This is a genomic window from Synechococcus sp. 'PEA 65AY6A-5F PE A' (assembly GCF_047462575.1).
In the GTDB taxonomy this organism is placed as follows: Bacteria; Cyanobacteriota; Cyanobacteriia; order Thermostichales; family Thermostichaceae; genus Thermostichus.
Map to the genome: position 1 here is coordinate 1 of NZ_JAOALE010000017.1, position 16833 is coordinate 16833.

Genomic DNA, 16833 nt, shown 5'->3' on the forward strand with positions numbered 1-16833 from the left:
CCAGATTGTGAGACTCAGGGGCATTGAACCCCTTCGTCTCACCTCCTATCCCCCATCCCGCCAAGCTGCGCTGTGGCGGGAGTACCCCGGAGGTTCTGATGGAGCCGCCGAATCTCCCCGCGTCAGGATTACCGGTGAGAACTCTGTTCCGCTTGGGCGAGCAGCAGCGGCGCCTACCGTTGGGGTCTACGGCCCGCTAACCCAGGTGGGTCTCCCCAGTCGTTGGCTGGAGCACTCCGGGCCGAGTCATGCGAGGCCGAGTCAGTTCCCCTATGCCCCACGGTACTGGGCAGCTTCAAAGACCAAAACCTTGAACCTGCGTCTTTAGGGCCTACGGCCCGCCAAAGGCGAACCGCGCAGCGGTAGGACGGGGCTTTGGACCCATTTTTTGGGGTAACAAGCTGGAGAAACGGTTCTCAGGCCCGCGCTTTGGGAGTGACCTCTAGGATGGTGGGACGGGATCCCGTTTGGGCCGCCTCTTGAACATGGCTCGCCTTGGCCGTCCCATTGCTGCTAGGGCGGCTTTGCGAGGTGCGCTCCTTTTGGGATCCTGCCGACGGGACAGCTCCCTCAGCCTTCCTGGCCGTGGTGCTGGCTTTTGCCTGCGCCTTGCCGGTTGAGCGACCCTTCCCTTTGGCGGAGGAACCTTCTTTTTCCGCCAGCAACTCCAGCGCCATCTCCAGCGTCACGGCTTCCGGGGAGAGATCTTTGGGCAGTGAGGCGTTTACCTTGCCGTGCTTGACATACAGACCATAGGGGCCGTCGTGCAAGGTGACCGGCTCGCCATCCTCAGGATGGGATCCCAGCTCGCGCAGGGGCTTGGCCGAGCCGCGCCCACGGCCTTTTTTGGGCTGGGCCAGCAGCTCTAGCGCCCGCTCTAGGCTGATGGTCAGCACATCCTCATCGGCAGGCAGCGAGCGGAAATCCCCGTCGCAGACCACGTAGGGGCCGAAGCGGCCAATGCCGGCCTGCACCTTTTTCCCCGATTCCGGGTGCTCCCCCAACGTGCGGGGCAGGCTGAGCAGCCCCAGGGCAATCTCAGGGGTGACCTGCTCCGGCTTCAGCCCTTTGGGCAGGGAGGTGCGCTTGGGCTTTTTGTTCTCCTCCGACACCTCTCCCAACTGCACATAGGGGCCGTAGGGGCCCTGGGGAATTACGTAGACCGGCTCTTGGGTTTCCGGGTGGAAGGCGATGGGCTTGGGACCTTCCTGCTTGCGCCGGATGAGCTCCTCGATGTGTTCGGCGCTGAGATCGGCGGGGGGAATATCCTCCGGCAGGTTGGCGCGCACCTCTCCTGATTCAGTCTCTACCGACACATAGGGGCCGTAGGGGCCGATGCCGATCTTGACGGGCAGGTTCTCCAGGTAAATGGAGCGGGCCAGGCCGGAGTCGATTTCCAACTCGCGCGCCTTCACCTGGCCTTCTAGGCCCTGCTCGCCCAGGAAGAAATGGCGCAAGTAGGGCAACCAGTCTGCCTGGCCAGAAGCGATGTCATCGAGGGTTTGCTCCATCTCGGCAGTGAAGCGGGTGTTCACCAGGTTGGGAAAGTATTTTTCCAGCAGCTCGGTCACCGCAAAGGCGGTGTAGGTGGGCACGAGGGCGTTCCCCATCGACCTGACGTAGCCGCGGCTCATGATGGTGTTCAGGATGGTGGCGTAGGTGCTGGGGCGGCCAATGCCCTCGCTTTCCAACACCTTGACCAAGGATGCTTCCGTATAGCGAGGCGGCGGCTGGGTTTCGTGGCCCACCGGCTCCAACTGCAGGCAGCTCAAGGGATCCCCCTGCCGCAACAGGGGCAGATGCACTTCCCGATCTTCCAAAGCCGCCTCTGGGTCGTCGGATCCCTCCACATAGGCGCGGAAGAAGCCGGGAAAGTCAATGCGCTTGCCGCTGGCCCGAAACACCGCATCGTCCACCGCGATGAGCACGATGGTGTGGGTCTGCCGCGCCTCGGCCATTTGGCTGGCGACAGTGCGCTTCCAGATCAGGTCGTAGAGGGCCAGCTCCTGCCCTGTGAGGGGGGTTTGGCTGGGCAGGCGAAACTCCGAGCCGGCGGGACGAATGGCCTCGTGGGCTTCTTGCGCCCCTTTGGTTTTGGTGGTGTACTGCCGAGGTTCGGGGCTGAGGTACTCCTTGCCGTACATCGACTCCACGCAGGCGCGGGCGGCGCGGATGGCCTGTTCCGACAGGTGTACCGAGTCGGTGCGCATGTAGGTGATGTAGCCCTCTTCGTAGAGCTTTTGGGCGATGCGCATCGTCTGCTGAGCCGACAGGCGCAGCTTGCGGTTGGCCTCCTGTTGCAGCGTGGAAGTGGTGAAGGGAGGGGCAGGCTTGCGGGTGGAGGGGCGTTCTTCGACCGAGCTGACGACCCAAGCTTTCCCCAGCAGGCGATCCCGTAGGGCCTCGGCCTGGGCTTGATCCAACAGCACCACATCCCGTCCGGCTATGAGCTGCCCGGTGCTGGGATCGAAGTCTTGCCCGCTGGCCAGACGTTTGCCGCCCAGGCTCACCAGCTCTGCCGGGAAAGAGGCCGCTTGGCTTGCTGTCCTCGGTTGCAAATCCGCTTTCAGATCCCAGTAGGTGGCTTTTTTAAAGGCGCGACGCTCCCGCTCCCGATCCACCAAGAGCTTCACCGCCACCGACTGCACCCGACCTGCCGAGAGTTTGGGGGCAATTTTTTTCCACAGCAGCGGCGACAGAGTGTAACCCACCAGGCGATCCAAGATGCGGCGCGTCTCTTGGGCCCGCACCAGTTGCTCGTCCACCTCACGGCAATTTTGCAGCGCCTCCTGAATGGCCTCGCGGGTGATCTCGTGGAACACCATGCGGCGGGTGGGCACCTTGGGCTGCAGCACCTGTTGCAGGTGCCAACTGATACTTTCCCCCTCCCGGTCTTCGTCAGTGGCCAGAATTAGCTCGTCGGCTTTCTTAAGCGCCTCCTTCAGCTGTTTGACTACCTTTCTTTTGTCCTTGGGGATCACGTAGAGAGGCTCGAAGTTGGCGTGGACATTGACCCCGAGACGGCTCCACTCTTCTCCCTTCACCTCTTCGGGAATGTCAGAGGCCGACTCCGGCAGATCGCGTACATGTCCCATCGAGGCTTGCACCTCATAGCCGGCGGGCAAGAAGCCGCGGATGGTACGGGCTTTGGTGGGAGATTCGACAATGACCAGCTTGGGCATGATGATGTTGACTAGAAGGAATCGACTGAAGGTGGTGAGCCTCCCGACCCAGGGGTGCGGCGGATCGGCGCCCACAATCGGGTCTACCTATGGATCTATCGCTACTTCTTCTGGAGCCTAGCAAGTCTGCTTGTGCTTGGCTAGCGATCCTGGGCGGTTGACCTGGGCAGTCTGCTCCTATTCGACCTCTTAGCACAACCATGAAGCTGCATCACTTTTCCATTCGCACCGCCGATATTTTTCGCTCCATCGCCTTTTACGAGGGTCTGGGCTTTGTGGTGGAAGAACGGTTTACCGCTGGGATCACCTTAGCCTGCTGGATGCTCAGCCCCTGGGGTCGCCTGGAGCTGATGCAGGTGCCGCAGCCCCATCCTGCGCCGGATCCTTTCGGGGATCCCCACTATGTGGGCTACTACCATCCCTCTTTGGAGATCGGCCCTGAATGGGGATCCCTGGCCGACTATCTACAGCATCTGGAGGCACAGGTGCCCCTTACCTTGCTGTTGCCGCCGCAGTGCCAGCAAATTGGCGGCCAAGTCTATGAGGTGGCGTTCATCGCCGATCCCGATGGCCTGCCGATCGAACTCATCCGCCCCCAGGGATGCCCAGGATCAGAATAAGGTTTGCCCCGACGCAGGGATCCAGGAGATATCTCCTCAATTGACGGAACGGGTGGAGGCGGTCGCTCTCTCTAGCTGGGCTGGCCCTTAAGGATCCCAGCGCTAGAGGCGTTCCTTGATGGGCCAGCCAAAGTGGCAGGGGCAGAACCAGCGCCCAGTCCGGCGCCTGCGCCGAGAAGCGGATCAGATCATGGGGCCCAAGGGTCAAGACAATCCCAAAGTAACGCCTAGAAAGGTAGCTCCTCCTCTGCGGGGGCTAGGGGGGACTGGGTTGCCGGCGGGCCGTAGGCTTCACCCAGATCCGGGGATCCCTCTGCTTCCAGGCTCTCGAGAGCGGACAGTTCTGCCGTCGCCTCCTCGGGCGAGGCCAGGATCCCTTGCAAATCTATCAGGCTGCCGTTGAAATGGTCGGCAAAGCGGCGGGCCACCTCCGCCAGCTCGTGGGCAAGGTGGTAGGAGGGAGGCTTTGCCGCTTGCGCTGGCGGGATGGAGTTCTCGCCAGGGGTCTCTGGCTCAGCAGGAGGAGGTTGCCCGACTCTACCGTAGCTTTGGGATCCCGCCTTGGGAGATGGCGATAAGTCTTTGGGGAGGTTGTCGCCCCTGGGGGTTCGGCTCTGCAACTTTGCAGGGGCGAGGGGTGGAGCCTTTTCGCGACCTGAGGTTTCGCCAGCACTCCCCTCACGATGGCGGGACGAAGGTCCCTGCTGCACCACCAAATTTAGCCGCACCGGGCGCTGCAGCAGGTTGTGGAGCGCAGAGCAGAGCTCGGCTTCTTTGCTGCGCACCTTGTCCACTAAGCCCTTATTGGGAAAAGCAAGGGTAATCTCTAAGGTCTCCGTCCCGTCAGAGCCAACGAGAGACTCCTGCTGCAAATAGCCGGATGCCAATAGGCCTCTGGTGATGGGGCGAAGGTTTTCAAGAAACTCCTCCCACCGGGGCCGCAGCAGCTTGAGGGGATGCGGATCTTTCGCTTTTTCCGGGCTGGCCGGCTTCTCCCGACTTGGCTTTGCCGTTTGCGACGGCGGGAGGGATCCCCCTGTTGCAGCAGGGGAAGGGGCTGGGGTCTCTGGAAGGGTTGTCGTAGGAGCTGTCAGCTCCTCGCTGGCTGGGACGGTGGGGCTAGGGGTCTTTCCGACCGTTGGCGGGCCGACGGCTGGGAGCGGCTCTCCGCCTTTGGCCTCTATTGACGGCAGCGGGACGGCACTCTGGCGAAGCTGGCCCAGCAGATCCAGCAGGGCGATCTCCAACCAAAGCTGGGGTTGCCCGCTCTGGCGAATTTGCGGCTCGCACTGGCGCAGGTGGCTCTGGGCCGCCAGCAGCATCTCCACCGAGTAGCGAGGAGCCCGCTGCTGCAGAGCTGCCCAGGTGGGATCCGTTACGGCCGCCAACTGCCGCTGTTGGGGGGCCGTCTTGGCCAGCAGCAGATCCCGGTAAAAAACCACCAGGCTCTGCAGCACCACCAGGGGCTCTCTGCCCCGCTCCAGCAATTGTCGCGTCTGGGCCAGCACCGCCTGCACATCCTGAGCCAGCAACGCATCGGTCAAATCCAAAAGCTGCCGCTCCGGGATCCCGCCCACCAAGTCCCATACGGCTTCTGGGGTGATGGATCCCTCCAGCAAGCTGAGCTGATCCAACAGGCGCTCGGCGTCCCGCAGCCCGCCCTGGGCCAGTTGGGCCACCAGGTGCAAGGCTTCTGGTGCAATGGGGATCCCTTCCTGGGCGGCGATCTGGCCCAGGTGGGCCACCATGTCGTCGAGGGGGATGCGGCGGAAGTCAAACCGCTGACAGCGGGAAACGATGGTGGGCAGAACCCGCTGTGGGTCGGTGGTGGCCAGCACAAACACCACGCGAGGAGGCGGCTCTTCCAGCGTCTTCAGCAACGCGTTGAAGGCGGCATTGCTGAGCATGTGGCACTCGTCGATGACATAGACCTTGTAGCGGCTATTTACCGGCGCAAATTGGGCCCGCTCGATCAGCTCGCGGATGTTGTCCACGCCGGTGTTGCTGGCCGCGTCGATCTCAATCACGTCCAAAGAAGAGCCGGCGGTGATGGCGCGGCACTGGCTGCATACCTGACAGGGATCCGGCGTTGGCCCCTGCTCGCAATTTAAAGACTTGGCCAAGATGCGGGCGCTGGAGGTTTTTCCGGTGCCCCGCGGCCCACAGAACAAGTAGGCCGGCGCCACCCGCCCCAGCCGGATGGCATTGGCCAAAGTCTGCACGACTGCCCCTTGGCCCACCACCTCGGCAAAGCGCTGCGGGCGGTATTTCAAATGAAGGGGTTCGTACTTGCCAGCAACGGCCATTTTTTCGAGCTCTCCAGTCGCCTTGCAAGCGCGCCCCCGCCGAAACCGCTCTTGCTGGGCAATGCTGAGGCATCCCAGGGGGGCTCCCCTATTCTGGCTTCTCCCTTTGTCCCTCAAGAGCGATACTGGGCCTGGGAGGAGATGTCGCTCCCTGGGCGGGCAGAGCTTTGGGATCCCGGCGGCGCAGCGGAGGGATCTGCGGCAATTGCACCTTCCAGCCGGGGGCATCCAGTTGATCCACGTGCTGCAGCCGGTAGCTGAGCTGGTACAGTTCCCTCTTGAGCCGGCGATTTTCTGCCTGCATGGCGGCGATGCGCTCGCGGATGGGCTGCAGGCGGGCCTGAAGTTTGCGCCGGTAGAGCTCCGGCAGCTCCTGGAGCATCTGCTCCAACACCTGCCTTTTCTTGGTAGAGCTGCTCGATCTCGGCCTCGTAGCTGCGAATTTGCCGCTGTTGCTTTTCTTGGCGCAGCTCCAACAGGTCGATCTGGCTCTGCAGCAGGCGGTTGCGCTCCCGCAAAAGCTGGATCTCCCGCTCCCGCGCCGCCAGCGCTGAGGTCCACAAAGACTCTCTCCCGCTGCCACAAAGTGCTTCCTGCATCGCCTCTTTCTCGATCCATCCAGACATAGCTGCAAAGAAAGGGATCCCTCCCCCGTCACTCTATCCGGCTCGGCGGGGTGGGGCAAATGGCCCCTCCTTCTCTGGGGTGAGCCCCCAGGGCTTGCCTAACCTGGGCTTCCAGCTGCGCCAGGGATCCGGAATTGTCCAGCACTACATGGGCGCGACGGGCCTTTTCTTCTAGGGGCCACTGGCTGGCCAGGCGCGCCTCGATTTCTGCCGCCGTCAGCAGATCCCGCTGCGCCAGCCGCTGCCGCTGCTGCTCCGGGGTACAGGTCACCACCCAGATCTCGCTGGCCCAGTTTTCCATGTGGGCCTCAAACAGGAGCGGGATCATCAGGCAAACGGTGGGATGGCCTTCCCCGTGAGGACATTGGCAACTGGGTCGAGCCTCAGTCGCTTCCTCAGGCGGCGCAGATGCCCCGTGGGCCTCGAGAAACTCCCGCAGCCGCGCTTTGACAAAAGGATGGATCTGGGCTTCCAGCCAGGCCCGCTCGGCGGCATCGGCAAAGACAATCCGCCCCAACTGGCGGCGATCCAGCGCTCCAGAGGGATCCTGGATGGCCCGGCCGTAGCGCTGCAGCACCCGCTCGCGGATGGGGGATCCCACCGCTAGGGCTTGCCGCGCCATCTGATCTGCATCGGCCACCGGGATCCCGTGCCGTTCCAAGATGCGGGCCACCGTGGATTTGCCTGTGGCTATGCCGCCCGTCAGGCCGATGATTCTCATGGGAGCTGGGTGATTTCAAATGAGTTGGAGACAGGCCCAAGCGCTCCGCGCCGGCCCTCACCCCCAGCCCCTCTCCCAGAGGGAGAGGGGAGATCCCCTTCAAGGCGAGGCCCTTTGGGCAGAGGGTGGGGAAAGGCAAGGTTCTGTTAAGAGACTATACTCAAAGCCTTCCACCAAGGCCCGGCAGGAGGCTTCGATGATGTTGGTGGAAACTCCCACCGTGGTCCAACGGCGGTGGCCGTCGCTAAACTCCACCAGCACCCGCGTCTTGGCCGAGGTGCCGGCCCGCCCGTCCAAGATGCGCACCTTGTAGTCGGCCAGGTGAATGGCCTCCAGTTGCGGGTAAAACTCCAGCAAGGCTTTGCGCAGCGCCCCATCCAAAGCCGCCACCGGCCCATTGCCTTCCGCTGCCGTCACCCGCGTCTGCCCCCGCACCGCAATCTTCACCGCCGCCAAGGACTGCACCTCCGTTGCCTCGCCGCTGGGATCCCAGTCTTTGCTGCTCCAGTCGGAGCGGGTGGTGGCGCTGACATGGAAGCTGAGCACCTCAAACGGATGCGAGCGCTGCCCCAACAGCTCCCGCACCAAGAGCTCAAAGCTGGCCTCAGCGGCCTCAAACTGGTAGCCCTGCAGCTCCAAGGTCTTCAGCCGCTCTAGGATCAAGCGGGCCTGGGGATCCGACTTGTCCAGCCGGATCCCGAACTCGGCCACCTTGCTGAGGATATTGCTCAGCCCCGCCTGTTCCGAGACGACGATGCGCCGGCAGTTGCCCACCTGCTCCGGGGCGATGTGCTCGTAGGTGAGGGGGTTTTTTTGGACGGCGCTGACGTGGATCCCGCCCTTGTGGGCAAAGGCCGACCGGCCCACAAACGGCGCGTGGTCATCTGGGGCCAGGTTGACCACCTCGCTGATGGCGCGGGAGATCTCTGTCAGGTGTTGCAGCTTCCCCTCCGGCAGACAGCGGTAGCCCAGCTTCAGTTGCAAGTTGGGGATAACGCTGCACAGGTCGGCATTGCCACAGCGCTCCCCGTAGCCGTTGATGGTGCCCTGCACCATGCGCGCCCCCGACTGTACTGCCGCCAGGGCATTGGCCACAGCAGTGCCAGAGTCGTTGTGGGTGTGGATCCCCAAGGGCAAATGCCCCAGGTGATGGGATTCGGCCAAGACGGCTGCCGTGATGGCGGCGATCTCGTGGGGCAGGGATCCGCCGTTGGTATCGCAGAGAACCAGCCACTCCGCCCCTGCCTCGGCAGCCGCCACGAGGGTTTGCAGGGCGTAGTCGGGGTTGTGGCGGTAGGCGTCGAACCAGTGCTCGGCATCGTAGATCACCCGCCGCCCTTGGGAGCGCAAATAGGCGATGGTGTCGCGGATCATGGCCAGGTTTTCCTGCAGCGTGGTGCCCAGCCCCTCCGTAACATGCAGATCCCAAGACTTGCCAAAAACCGTCACGTAGCGGGTTCCCGCCGCCAAGATGGCCTGCAGCAGGGGGTCATCGGCTGCCCGCCGCCCCGGCTTGCGGGTGGAGCAAAAGGCCACCAGCTCCGCCTGCTCCAGCGGCTCTTCCCGCAGTTGCCAGAAAAATTGTCCATCTTTGGGATTGGCCCCCGGCCAGCCCCCCTCAATAAAGGGGATCCCCAGCCGATCCAGCAGCTTGGCAATCTGCACCTTATCTGGCACCGACAGCGACAGCCCCTCCCGCTGCGCCCCATCCCGCAGCGTGGTGTCGTAGAGGGTGATGGCGACCGGAGAATCTGCTTCAGTCTTCATACCGCATCAACTTTTTGTAAAAGGCGGTGGTGAAATCCGGCGGCTGCCCCCGCTGCACCAGCGCTACCAGGTCGATGAGGTAGTCCACAAACTCGTAGTTGGCGATGGAGAGCTGGTAAGTGAGCTCGGCATCCTGATCGAAGACCACCTGCACCACGGTCAGATCTGCGGGCAACAGCGACGTGTGCCAACTGGCCAGGAAACGCACGGGCTTGTCTCCCTCGATGGCCCTCTGTCCTTCCAGGCTGCCTTTTTTGTAAAGGCCCACGGCCAGGGGCAGGTACTGCCGGCGGGCAACCGCGTAATAGGGCTGATAGATGGACACTTCCGACGGGCCGGCGGGTTCGAGCTGCAGAGCCATGGCGTGTCAAGGGAAGAAAACGGTTAAGGACGGCAACAACCCCAACTGCAATCCAGCCTACCGCCTCGACGACTTGCTGGTCTAAGGGTTAGGGGCTCTAGGAGGGATCCGGCACCTTCTTTGGGAGAAAAGCGTTGGAAAGTCGAGAAGCTCTGCGGAAGAATAGGAGAAGTAAAGAGGGGATCCCCCCAAGCGACTCCCTCTTCGGCATGTCCTGGACCCATGGACACCAACCAAGACAGGAACATCCCTTCCCCCGCCCCAGCTCTGGCGACGGAGTGGGATCCCGTGCTGCAGCAAAAGTTTGAGCAGCTTGCCCAGATCTTGGCCAAGATGGGGCGGGTCTTGGTGGCCTACTCAGGCGGGGTGGATAGCAGCCTGGTGGCCAAGCTGGCCTGGGATCAGTTGGGGGAGGGGGCCCTGGCCGTCACTGCCGCCTCCCCTGCCCTTTTGCCCGAAGATCTGGAGGAGGCCATCTGGCAAGCCCAATCCATCGGCATCCGCCACCAGATCGTCGAGACCCAGGAGCTGCAGGATCCCCGCTACGCCGCCAACCCCGCTAACCGCTGCTACTTCTGCAAAAGCCACTTGCATGACCTGCTGTGCCGGCTGGCGCAAGCCCAAGGATACGACTACGTGGTGGATGGCCTCAACGCCGACGATCTGGCCGACTACCGGCCGGGAGTGCAGGCAGCTCGAGAGCGGGGCGTGCGTTCCCCCCTGGCGGAGGTGGGGATGAGCAAGCTGGAGGTGCGGCAACTGTCTCGCCATCTGGGCCTGCCCTGGTGGGATAAGCCGGCTCAGCCCTGCCTCAGCTCCCGCTTTCCCTATGGCGAGGCCATCACTGCCGAGAAGCTGCGCCGAGTGGGGGCGGCAGAGCGCTATTTGCGCAGCTTGGGCTGGCACCAGGTGCGGGTGCGCTCCGAGAAAGATACTGCTCGCATCGAACTGCCCCCTCACCAGATCCGAGAGTTTGTGCAAAAAACCGATCTGGAAGCGCTGGTCAGGGCTCTGCAATCCTTCGGCTACCTCTACGTCAGTCTCGATTTGGAGGGCTACCGCAGCGGCAAGCTCAACCGCGCCCTCAACCCGCCCCCGCCGACAACGGGCTGAGCCAGCCCGGGGGCTTGGGCTGAAGTTTTGCGCAGGTTTGGGGGAGTATGAAAGGGTTTTGGTGGCTCTGGCTTTGCTTGGGGGTGTTTGGCCTGGCAACGGCTGCTCCTGCCTCAGCCCAGAAAGACCAGGTGGCAGCCGCTCAGCCTGGGGATACGAGTGCCCCCGATACCCTTGCGGATCGCACGTTACGGCTGCGCTCCGACCGCCAAACCTTCGACCAACGGGCGCAGGTTTTCCAGGCGGAAGGAAATGTGGAGATGCGGCTGGGCCGCTCTGTGCTGCGGGCAGACCGCCTGCGCATCGAGCTGCAACAGCGGCGAGCCGTGGCCGAGGGCAATGTCTCGGTGGAGCTGCATCGGCAGCGCATCCAGGGATCCCGCCTGGAATACGACTTTGAGCGGGAGCAGGGAGTTTTGGAAGAGGCCTTCGGGCAGGTGGATATCGGCCAGTTGCAGGCCGCCGGATCCCCGGCAGCGGCCCTCTCGCCGCAGCGGCTGGTGCGCTTTCGCGCCGTCCGCATCCGCTTCGCTGCCAACAACTGGGAAGGAGAGCAAGTGCAGTTGACCAACGACCCGCTAGATCCGCCAGAGCTGGAGATCCGCAGCCCGCGAGTGACCTCCGCCCTGCAGCCGGATGGTTCCAGCCTGCTGATGGCCGAGGCGGGGCAACTGGTTTTCGACCAGGTCTTTTTTTTGCCCCTGCCCATTCGGCTGCGTCTTGACTCCTTCAACCGTCAGCCTCCGGTCAGCCTTTTTTACGATGACTTCGACCGGGAAGAACTGCGGCGCGGCCTGATCCTGCAAGCCAACATCGAGCTGCTGCAGGATCCCAACCTCAGCTTGGTGCTCTCCCCCCAACTGTATCCGCAGCGCCTCTGGGGGAGCCTCCAAGGGATCCGCGATGGGGTTGGGCTGCGGACGGATTTTCGTTGGCGGCAACCGGAAGCCAATGCCCAAACCTCGCTGTTTGCCGAGCTGCGCGGGATCGTCTTCGAGGAATTTGCTCGGCGCTTGCGGGCGCAGGTCGAACACCGCGTTACCACCGGCGACGGCGGCCAAGTCACCTACACCTATGCTTATCGGGAGCGTTTTTTCAGCGGGCGGCTGGGGTTTCAGATCGTGGAAAATCGCTTCGGTGTCAGCTACAACTCGCCCACCCTCCTTCTCGGCGACACCGGCTTGAATTTCAGCTACCGCATAGCCGCCGACTCCATCGACGCCCTAGGACAACTCGGCGACATCGACACCGATCCCGATCTAGCCCTGGCCAAGACCACCGACCGCATCCAGCTCACCCGACTGCAACTGGGGGCAACCGTGAGCCGCTCCTTTCCCATTTGGCGGCCCCCCAAGACGGCAGCAGATCCCCCACCCCGCTTTTCCGCTTTGCCCATCGAACAGGGAATCTGGCTCAACACCGGCCTCAGCAGCAGCCAGTCGTTCTACTCCAATGGCCGTGCCCAAAGCTATACTGCCGGCAGCATTGGCCTCGACGCGGTAATCGGGGCTTTCGTGGCCGATACCTTCGACTACACCAACCTGAGGGTGACCTACTCCAATGGCTTTTTGGCGGGGGCCTCGCCGTTTTTGTTCGACCGCATCACCACGCGGGAGCAGCTTGTTCTGGGCTTTTTACAGCAACTGTACGGCCCGCTGCGGGTGGGGGCCGAAACCACACTGGATCTCCAATCCGGCCAGCAGGTGGATACCACCTATCGCCTGGGTTACGACCGCCGCACCTATGGATTTAGCTTGCAATACAATCCGGTGCGTCAGTCGGGGGCGCTGGAGCTGCGGGTGGAGGGCCTGAACTGGGATCCCCGCCAGTCCTCGCCGAAGCCGACGACCGGAGCGAGCCTCCACGAGCCGTGATCCCCAAACTCCCAAGGGGACTCAAAATGTAATCTTAACTACTGCTCTGCGGAGATTCTCTGTGAGAAATTGCCTCGCCGCAGGGAGAAATTTCAATCCAAATCCCTCCTGATTTGAAGGGCCATTCTGAAAAATCAAAACGGTAAGATAAAATACAGAAATTACTTTTCCAGGATTCATTTTTGCTGGTTGGGATCGCCGTATCAAAGGCTACTGCAGCGATCCCCAGGCGGTGTTAGGGTAGATAGTAGGCTGAGCAGAGTGGGCTGGTGATCTAATTATGCAAACACTTGATGCGATCCCCGACAAAAAACGAGTAGAGCGAATAACCTGTAGCTACATCAACGCGACCAGCTCCGTTCAGGTGGTTCGCATCACAAATATCGAGAACTGGTACTTTGAGCGGGTGGTCTTCCCAGGGCAGCGGCTGCTGTTTGAGGCAGTGCTGGGAGCCAAACTGGAGATCCACACGGGCATGATGGCCAGCTCCATCCTGACGGATATCATCCCTTGCGAAAAGCTGCGCGTGCGAGAGACGGAGCCGGTGACGGTGGGCGCCTAGATGCCCCGAGGCCAGCGGTGTGGACTAGGTCTCGCGACCTTGCTCCTTTCTCTCCTCTCTTTCCGGGCTAGGGGAAGGTTGGGGTGAGGGGCGAGGCTTGGGCGGCAGTGGGATCTCAAGGAAACGGGCGCTCAACCGCACCGGGCTGATCTCGCGCCGTTGCGGCGGCCACGGGATCCCCAGCCAACGGGCCGTGAGCTCCAGCAGGCTGGGGGGCGGTGTGGGAGTAGGGGTGGGCGTTGGTGGTGGGGTGGGGTACAGATCCAAGCGCGGCGGACGGGGGGTGCTGACCCGAAAAGCATCGGGGGGAGGTTGGGTCAGCGGCACATTGGGATCCCCGCACCCCAGCAGGCCCAGCCCCAGCAGGATGTACAGCGTTGCGGTGCCTCTGCTTCTCATGAACAAGCTGCCGAGCATCGACACCAGACTATCACCGGGATCCCAGGGCTCTGAGCTGGGTTTGCAGATCTGCTTCCAGGGCAGATAGCTCGCGAGCTATGGCTGCGTAGCGGTTGGCAGTCAAGTTTTTGGCGATAAATTGCTCCAGCAGTTGCTGATCCCGGGCAACCATCTGGTTAAAGTACTGCTCTACGGGAACCCGTGGGTCTTCGATCAAGGCTCTGCACATCTGCAAAGCCGTGATCAACTGGGCCCGCACCTGCAAAAAGAGCGACTGGATATACCGCTGCTCGGCCTCGCTCAGTTGGCGAAAATCTCGCCAATACTGGCCCCCCTCCAGCGATTGTTGGAGCTCTTGCACCCAGCGGTTGTACTCTTTTACCTTGCGGGCGAGATCGCTGGCAAACTCCATGATCTTGGGAGGGCTATTTAGGAGGTGGGCCTCCTGCCAGCGCTGGCGAATGCGGCGCAGGCTCTGCTGCAGCTCCAAGCTGGCCCAGAGGAGCCCCAGCAAAACCACCGCCAGCAACACGACGGCCACTGTATACAGTAGCCAATAGCCGGGATCCCGCATCCCCAAAAAGATCACCAGGGCAACCACCAACAGGCAGAGGGCCAGCATAACCCAGAAGCGCAGTTGTTGTTGTTGCAGACGCAGGTACCCTTCCCTCAGGCCAAATGCTTCACAGCAAGCCTCCAGATCCGCATCCATGATCTGGCGAAACTCCTCTAGAGAGATTGGTTCGGCAGTGATCATCGAAGACCCTCGCAACGCAATCTGGGTTGAAGTCCAGGCCGTTAGGATTTGCCCTGCCAATTCCGCGCGGCTTCCGTACTCTCCTCCAGCGGCTCCAGCACCTCGCTGGCTGGAACCACCATCAACCCATAGCCCCCTTCGCGACAAAAATCGACGATCTCCTGAGTATCAAAGCGCTCGGCCAGCGGCTTGGGCAGCCCCTGCTGGGCCAGCCTCTGGGCATATTTTTTCGCCCCAAAGGCGCTCTCAAACGCAATGACAATGTCCTGCCCCCCGATCTGGCGTGTGCAGATCCCCTCTTGGCCATTGGCTTGGTAAAGCAGCACGATGACCTGGGAAGGCAAGTCTTCCGGGCTAGCCCAAGCCAACTCCTTCTCAGCCTGGGATCCGCCGCCGAGCAACACATCCCGCGCCTCGTTGAGCCGTGCCAGTTGCGCCTCCAGCAAGGGCCTTTGCCGTTCGTCCTCCAGCTCCAAGAGGGCGGCACTGAGGGTTTGATATTCTCGAAACCACTTCCTCCGGATCTCCCGTTCGCTGGCATCCGGCGGCAGGTTGAGAACTTGGAGGGCCTCGGCGGTGTCCATCGACAGCCTCTGCTCGGATTGAGAGGAACGTCACTGTCCACAGTCTAGACTAACCGCTCTGGGAGCTTTGAGAGGGGGACTCTTCCAGGGATCCCCGCTCCTTGGCGCTGTCAGCCGGTCGTTGGGTAGGAAGCCGAACTGCTGAGCAATTCCCCTTGCACCACGTTCGAGATGCCGCCAGCGGGGTGGGCAGATATCGGGCTTGGCCAACTGGATAGGCAAATCGGGCAGAGCAGCAAAGGATGGTGTGGCACAGCAAGTGGGGGTTGCCTGCCAGCAGCTACTGCAAGTTGTGAAAGAATCGCCGCTCTCCCCCTGCGTGGGAGCAAGCCGGCAGGGCTGCGGACAACGTCAAGGTTAATTCTCAGTTAAGAAAAAAGCCGTTGCGGGGTGTAATCCCGCTGCATCTATGAGAAGATGGTAAAGCTGTGCTTTTTGTTCGCACGGCTTCGGTAGTCTATCTGGCCAATTAGGGGATAGTATGCTGCACACACTATCTGGCCAATTAGGGGATAGGTCTCTGGCTCTGATCGGGATCCACTGCATCCTAGAGCTTTACGACTGCCCGGCCAAACTTCTGGATGATGTTTCCCTGGTGCAACAGGCCTTGCGGGAGGCAGCAAGACGCTCCAACTCCACCCTCTTGGGCGAGCTTTGCCATCCGTTTGAGCCACAGGGGATCACGGCTCTGGCCCTTTTGGGAGAATCCCATATCTCCATTCACACTTGGCCCGAAGCGGGCTATGCAGCAGTGGATGTGTTCACCTGTGGTCGCCACACGCGGCCCGAAGCAGCCTGTGAATACTTGATCCAGGTGTTTCAAGCGCGGCGGTATTCGCTGCGCAAGCTACCTCGCCGAACCACGGATGCGGCACCCATTGAAGAGATGGCGGATTTTCCCGAAGCGCTAAGCTGTGAAACGGCCGGACGAAGGCGCTGAGATCCCGCCACTTTTTGTCAGGTGTCCTATGAACACCCCAAAGAGCTTCTTCTGGGCGCAGGAGTACTTCACCCCCTGGGACTACACTGCCCGTGCCATCACGCGCATTCTGGCCTACCGAAAAACCCGTTTTCAGGAGATGCTGATCGCCGAGACGGGAGCCTATGGCAAGGGCCTGATGCTGGATGGCCACTGGCAGTCCACCACGGCGGACGAATTCCTGTACCACGAGGCTCTGGTTCATCCGGCCCTGGTGCAGGTCGTCCAGGCGGGTGGGATCCCGCGGCGAGTGTTGATATTGGGTGGTGCGGAAGGGGCGACGCTGCGGGAGGTGCTGCGCTGGCGCTCGGTGGAGCAAGTGGTGATGGTGGATATCGACGGGGAGGTGGTGGAAGCCTGTCGAGAGCATCTGCCGGAAATGCACCAAGGATCCTTTGCGGATCCGCGGGCAGAGGTGGTGATCGCCGACGCCTTGGACTTTCTTGGCCAGACGGAGCCGATCTGGGACGCGATCCTTTCCGATCTGTCGGATCCCGTTGAGGCCGGCCCGGCCTACCGCCTCTTTACCCAGGAGTTTTTCCGCCAGGTTCGCTCCAAGTTGCAGACCGCTGGGGCTTTTGTCATCCAAGCTGGGCCGACGGGTCCAGTGGAGTTGTGGCAGCACACTCGCATCGTTCACACCTTGAAAACGGTGTTTGCTGCTGTGCAGCCCTACGCTATCTACGCCCCCACCTACGGCGGGCCGCTGGGGTTTGCCCTGGCAGCCCAGGATCCCATCTCTTCCAGGCCGGAGCCCGAACAGGTCGACCAGATCCTGGCCCAACACCTGGATCCCGACCGCGGAGCGCTGCGCTTCATCGATGGCATCACCCTCCTGGGACTCTACCAGGTTCCCGCCCACCTGCGCCGTGCCATTGCTGCTGAGACCACCGTCTACACCCTGGCCAACCCTCCTCAGGTCGAGTAATCTGGCGGCCCAATCCGCGATTAAAAGTGGGATCCCAGGGTATTTGTCTTCGGT

General features: G+C 62.1%; 15 protein-coding genes. 6 read left to right on the forward strand and 9 right to left on the reverse strand.

Annotated features, from left to right (window positions below; genetic code table 11):
- Positions 1 to 416: 416 nt before the first annotated feature.
- Positions 417 to 3182, reverse strand: coding sequence for a type I DNA topoisomerase (topA, locus tag GG26_RS07260; RefSeq protein WP_414389659.1), 2766 nt, complete (start codon positions 3180 to 3182; stop codon positions 417 to 419).
- Positions 3183 to 3382: 200 nt separating this feature from the next.
- Here topA and GG26_RS07265 point away from each other — a divergent pair, with 200 nt between their 5' ends.
- Positions 3383 to 3802 carry a VOC family protein gene (locus GG26_RS07265; protein WP_011429465.1) on the forward strand — a complete coding sequence of 140 codons (420 nt, stop codon included), beginning with the start codon at positions 3383 to 3385 and terminating at the stop codon, positions 3800 to 3802.
- Between the two features lie 227 nt (positions 3803 to 4029).
- Here GG26_RS07265 and GG26_RS07270 read toward each other — a convergent pair whose 3' ends face one another.
- The 5 genes from GG26_RS07270 to ebsA all read right to left on the reverse strand — a co-directional run bounded on the left by GG26_RS07270 (position 4030) and on the right by ebsA (position 9583).
- Positions 4030 to 6108, reverse strand: coding sequence for a DNA polymerase III subunit gamma/tau (locus GG26_RS07270; RefSeq protein WP_011429466.1), 2079 nt, complete (start codon positions 6106 to 6108; stop codon positions 4030 to 4032).
- 88 nt (positions 6109 to 6196) lie between these two features.
- Positions 6197 to 6502, reverse strand: a complete 306-nt coding sequence (locus GG26_RS07275; RefSeq protein WP_414389662.1) for a hypothetical protein — start codon at positions 6500 to 6502, stop codon at positions 6197 to 6199.
- A gap of 260 nt (positions 6503 to 6762) precedes the next feature.
- Entirely contained in the window at positions 6763 to 7455 is a 693-nt protein-coding gene (gene coaE / locus GG26_RS07280) for a dephospho-CoA kinase (RefSeq protein ID WP_011429468.1), read from the reverse strand.
- 99 nt (positions 7456 to 7554) lie between these two features.
- Positions 7555 to 9222, reverse strand: a complete 1668-nt coding sequence (gene cimA / locus GG26_RS07285; RefSeq protein WP_414389665.1) for a citramalate synthase — start codon at positions 9220 to 9222, stop codon at positions 7555 to 7557.
- Positions 9212 to 9583, reverse strand: a complete 372-nt coding sequence (ebsA, locus tag GG26_RS07290; RefSeq protein WP_414389668.1) for a type IV pilus biogenesis protein EbsA — start codon at positions 9581 to 9583, stop codon at positions 9212 to 9214. The genes cimA and ebsA overlap by 11 nt, the downstream gene beginning before the upstream one ends.
- 288 nt (positions 9584 to 9871) lie before the next feature.
- Between ebsA and larE the strand changes: the two genes are divergently transcribed.
- The 3 genes from larE to GG26_RS07305 all read left to right on the forward strand — a co-directional run bounded on the left by larE (position 9872) and on the right by GG26_RS07305 (position 13132).
- Positions 9872 to 10696, forward strand: coding sequence for an ATP-dependent sacrificial sulfur transferase LarE (gene larE, locus GG26_RS07295; protein ID WP_011429471.1), 825 nt, complete (start codon positions 9872 to 9874; stop codon positions 10694 to 10696).
- Between the two features lie 47 nt (positions 10697 to 10743).
- Positions 10744 to 12570, forward strand: a complete 1827-nt coding sequence (locus tag GG26_RS07300; RefSeq protein ID WP_011429472.1) for a DUF3769 domain-containing protein — start codon at positions 10744 to 10746, stop codon at positions 12568 to 12570.
- Between the two features lie 280 nt (positions 12571 to 12850).
- Positions 12851 to 13132, forward strand: coding sequence for a DUF1830 domain-containing protein (locus GG26_RS07305; RefSeq protein WP_011429473.1), 282 nt, complete (start codon positions 12851 to 12853; stop codon positions 13130 to 13132).
- Positions 13133 to 13156: 24 nt separating this feature from the next.
- On the opposite strand, the gene GG26_RS07310 is transcribed toward GG26_RS07305, so the two are convergent.
- From GG26_RS07310 to GG26_RS07320, 3 genes are read right to left on the reverse strand one after another with little or no spacing between them, the layout of a single operon-like run.
- Entirely contained in the window at positions 13157 to 13531 is a 375-nt protein-coding gene (locus GG26_RS07310; protein ID WP_011429474.1) for a hypothetical protein, read from the reverse strand.
- A gap of 31 nt (positions 13532 to 13562) precedes the next feature.
- Positions 13563 to 14288 carry a hypothetical protein gene (locus GG26_RS07315; RefSeq protein WP_041438088.1) on the reverse strand — a complete coding sequence of 242 codons (726 nt, stop codon included), beginning with the start codon at positions 14286 to 14288 and terminating at the stop codon, positions 13563 to 13565.
- A 41-nt stretch (positions 14289 to 14329) separates the two neighbouring features.
- The gene (locus GG26_RS07320; RefSeq protein ID WP_011429476.1) at positions 14330 to 14872 is read right to left on the reverse strand and encodes a DUF3110 domain-containing protein; all 543 of its coding nucleotides are present in this window, start codon (positions 14870 to 14872) and stop codon (positions 14330 to 14332) included.
- A 481-nt stretch (positions 14873 to 15353) separates the two neighbouring features.
- On the opposite strand from GG26_RS07320, the gene speD reads away from it, so the two are divergent.
- Both speD and GG26_RS07330 read left to right on the forward strand, forming a co-directional pair.
- On the forward strand, positions 15354 to 15812 hold the full coding sequence (gene speD / locus GG26_RS07325) for an adenosylmethionine decarboxylase (RefSeq protein ID WP_099812417.1): 459 nt from the start codon (positions 15354 to 15356) through the stop codon (positions 15810 to 15812).
- A gap of 28 nt (positions 15813 to 15840) precedes the next feature.
- Entirely contained in the window at positions 15841 to 16779 is a 939-nt protein-coding gene (locus GG26_RS07330; protein WP_011429478.1) for a polyamine aminopropyltransferase, read from the forward strand.
- Positions 16780 to 16833: the final 54 nt, after the last annotated feature.